The following is a 2572-nucleotide window of genomic DNA, read 5'->3' on the forward strand; positions in this document are numbered from 1 at the left end:
TTGAATGATGACCGTTCTTCGACCGGGGACGTGACCTATCGTTGGTTGGCATTCAATGCTCCGCCGCGAAAATCATCGCGTTGGTCGCAGCGTCCGAGAGCAGTGGCCGGTCCGGGTGCAGGATAAAGTGTATGATGTCGGCGGCCGGAATCCGGCGTTGATGATCGAGCAACATCAGATGATAGTCGGCTGGATAGTAGGCTAGACGAATGCCTGGACTGTCCGGTAGGTGCCGCCAGCATCGCGCCATCGCTGCCTTCGGGATCAGCTCATCGTGTCCACCATAAAGTATGAGGGCATGGGCCGGATCAAACGATCGGCAGGCGTGCTGGGCACGTCCCATCAAGCGCACAAGTCCGGCGACCGTCGAGATTCGTGTCGCATGGATTGTCAGCGGGTCTTCCGATAGCGCAATCAGGGCGGGGATATTGTCGCTAGCCAGAATATGAGCTTGTTGTCCGGTCAGACGCACCCACGGAGTGAATGTATCAGCTACCATTAAACTCACGTGCAGGGGCCCTCCCATCGCAGGGCCTCCCCACACCGCTGGTGAGATCAGGACGTAGGATGCGATTGACCGGTCCCCCTGGGCACCAACAAGCAGTGCGATTGCGCCGCCCATACTTTCACCCATCAATGTCAACGGTACGCTGTGATAGCGATGGTCGAGGATGGCCGCCATCTGCCTGGCATCGCCCACCAGGCGCCCCGTGCCGGGCCAGAAACCACGATCTGGTGCCGCGCCGAACCCACGTTGGTCTGGCGCAAATATAGCGATGCCGGCGCGGACGAACTCAGGCGCAATGAGCGCCCACGCGTTTCGGCTGTCGTTGAACCCGTGCAGCGCGAGTACGATCGCGCGAGGTGGCCCCTTCGGCAACCAGTCCCGGTATGGCAGCCGCGCGCCCGATCGCAGGGTGAAATAGCCGTTGGTTACGATTGGATGGTTCGGCGTTGCATGCGGGATCCTGAACGGTGTGGCGCAACCGGCTAGGGCGATCAGTAAAGCAAAAAATCTGACTCGATAGGCAATTATGACGAGATTTGGCATCAGATTCTGCTACAACCGCTGGTTATTTCCGACCTACCCCTCACCGTGTCTCCGAGCAACCGAGCCAAACCCGATGCGTTTGACGGGGGTCGTGAAAGAATGCTGGTTTAGCGATTGGCGTGGAATTTCTGTGGCTGACTTCGCTAGCCGAGCGATCGGAGTATAACGCTCGTTCCACCGGGGCTTGATGATCCGAGGGTTTCCCCGGTTGGGACATTGCAGAGGTTTCTTCACGCTCAGTTTGATCTGGCCAAGTCGCACGATTATTGGCAGTCAACCACTGGCGAACGGCCAACTTTCGTTTGATAAGTTCACTGACCATCATGCGGGTCCAGAGGCCAAACCCAGGTTGCCTCAGCGAAGACCTCTGCCGGGTACCCAGCGCTACATCTGCTGATCCCTCCGCCGCGTCGTGAAATGTGGGCCAACGGTGGCACGCGGCGCCCGCAGGGTTTGCGTGCCACTCCTCGCTGTCCTCGCGCACTCGCACAACCGTCAAGCCAGACAACGTCGATCCTTTGGTGATCAAAGTTCCATCGATCTCGCTGAACACCAAATCGCTATTCGAAAGGGCTCAAACTCATCCAAACTCTAGCCCTCAGAACGTCACGCTGTGTCTCACAATGTCACGTGCCTGTGAGGACCCTGCCGCGGATCTCACCAGCAGGATGTTTTTTGGTATGGATCAGGACATACCATTCGCCACTGAGAAGTTCTTTCGCTTGCGTCGGGGAAACTTTTGCACTTCCGACGATCGGAGCGACTGGCATTGGGTGAGCGGGGGGTTTTGTCAGCCAGACTTGGATGCCGGCATTCTGGCCGGGTTTTGTGATAGGTCCGTGGAAATGGGCCATGATCACCTTGCTCGTGAGATTGTGATACAGTACCCTCCAGCGGACGGTATCCGTCTTGGTATTGTAATTGCCTGTCATCTTGCCGCTCCCCTTAGTCAAGACCCCTTTCACCGGGTGCAAGGTGGCATGCAAATGAATTATTTTTGCTTGTGCTATTGCCGTTCCTCCTGCGAGAAGGCCAGCAAGAAATAGTAAAGGGATGCGCTTCTTCATATTTCTGTGTTCCATTTTGTTTTCCGATCGTTTCATTTATCTCACAGGGCAATATTCAATCAATCAAACAGTTTGACAAGCGACTCAAAATCATCACCCTGCCCGCGAGGCGGAAACAGCAAGGACTCAGTGCGGTCTGGGTAACTTGAGACATTGAGCAACGGGTTCGCTAATTTCGAAGGATCGCTGCGCCTAATTTCGGTCTAAGGCCCTGACTTATATGCAGATATTACAGGATTACATGCGAATCTGTCTCGACTCTGGCTATCACAACTTCGCGTATAGAGAAATGACGTCATAGTCGAAGGAGTGAACAGATCATTGGAGGTCTCCCTTCTTTGGCCTTCCTGACTGATGTCAATGCCGTCCAACTTCTTGCGAAGCACCCCAGTGGCCGGGTTTCATCAAGGGTGAACCAAATCGGCGGACACGATCCCTCGGACACCCTATGTCG

Annotated in this window: 2 protein-coding genes; both read right to left on the reverse strand. The window is 55.6% G+C overall.

Annotated elements, in window-relative coordinates:
* Positions 1-52: 52 nt before the first annotated feature.
* A complete protein-coding gene (locus ACP5E6_RS18185; RefSeq protein WP_427956699.1) occupies positions 53-1051 on the reverse strand; it encodes an alpha/beta fold hydrolase in 999 nt (332 codons plus the stop codon).
* A 626-nt stretch (positions 1052-1677) separates the two neighbouring features.
* The gene (locus ACP5E6_RS18190) at positions 1678-2154 is read right to left on the reverse strand and encodes a CHRD domain-containing protein (RefSeq protein ID WP_427956702.1); all 477 of its coding nucleotides are present in this window, start codon (positions 2152-2154) and stop codon (positions 1678-1680) included.
* Between the last annotated feature and the right edge of the window lie 418 nt (positions 2155-2572).

Origin of the sequence: Acidiphilium sp., assembly GCF_049977125.1 — a bacterium.
In the GTDB taxonomy this organism is placed as follows: Bacteria; Pseudomonadota; Alphaproteobacteria; order Acetobacterales; family Acetobacteraceae; genus Acidiphilium.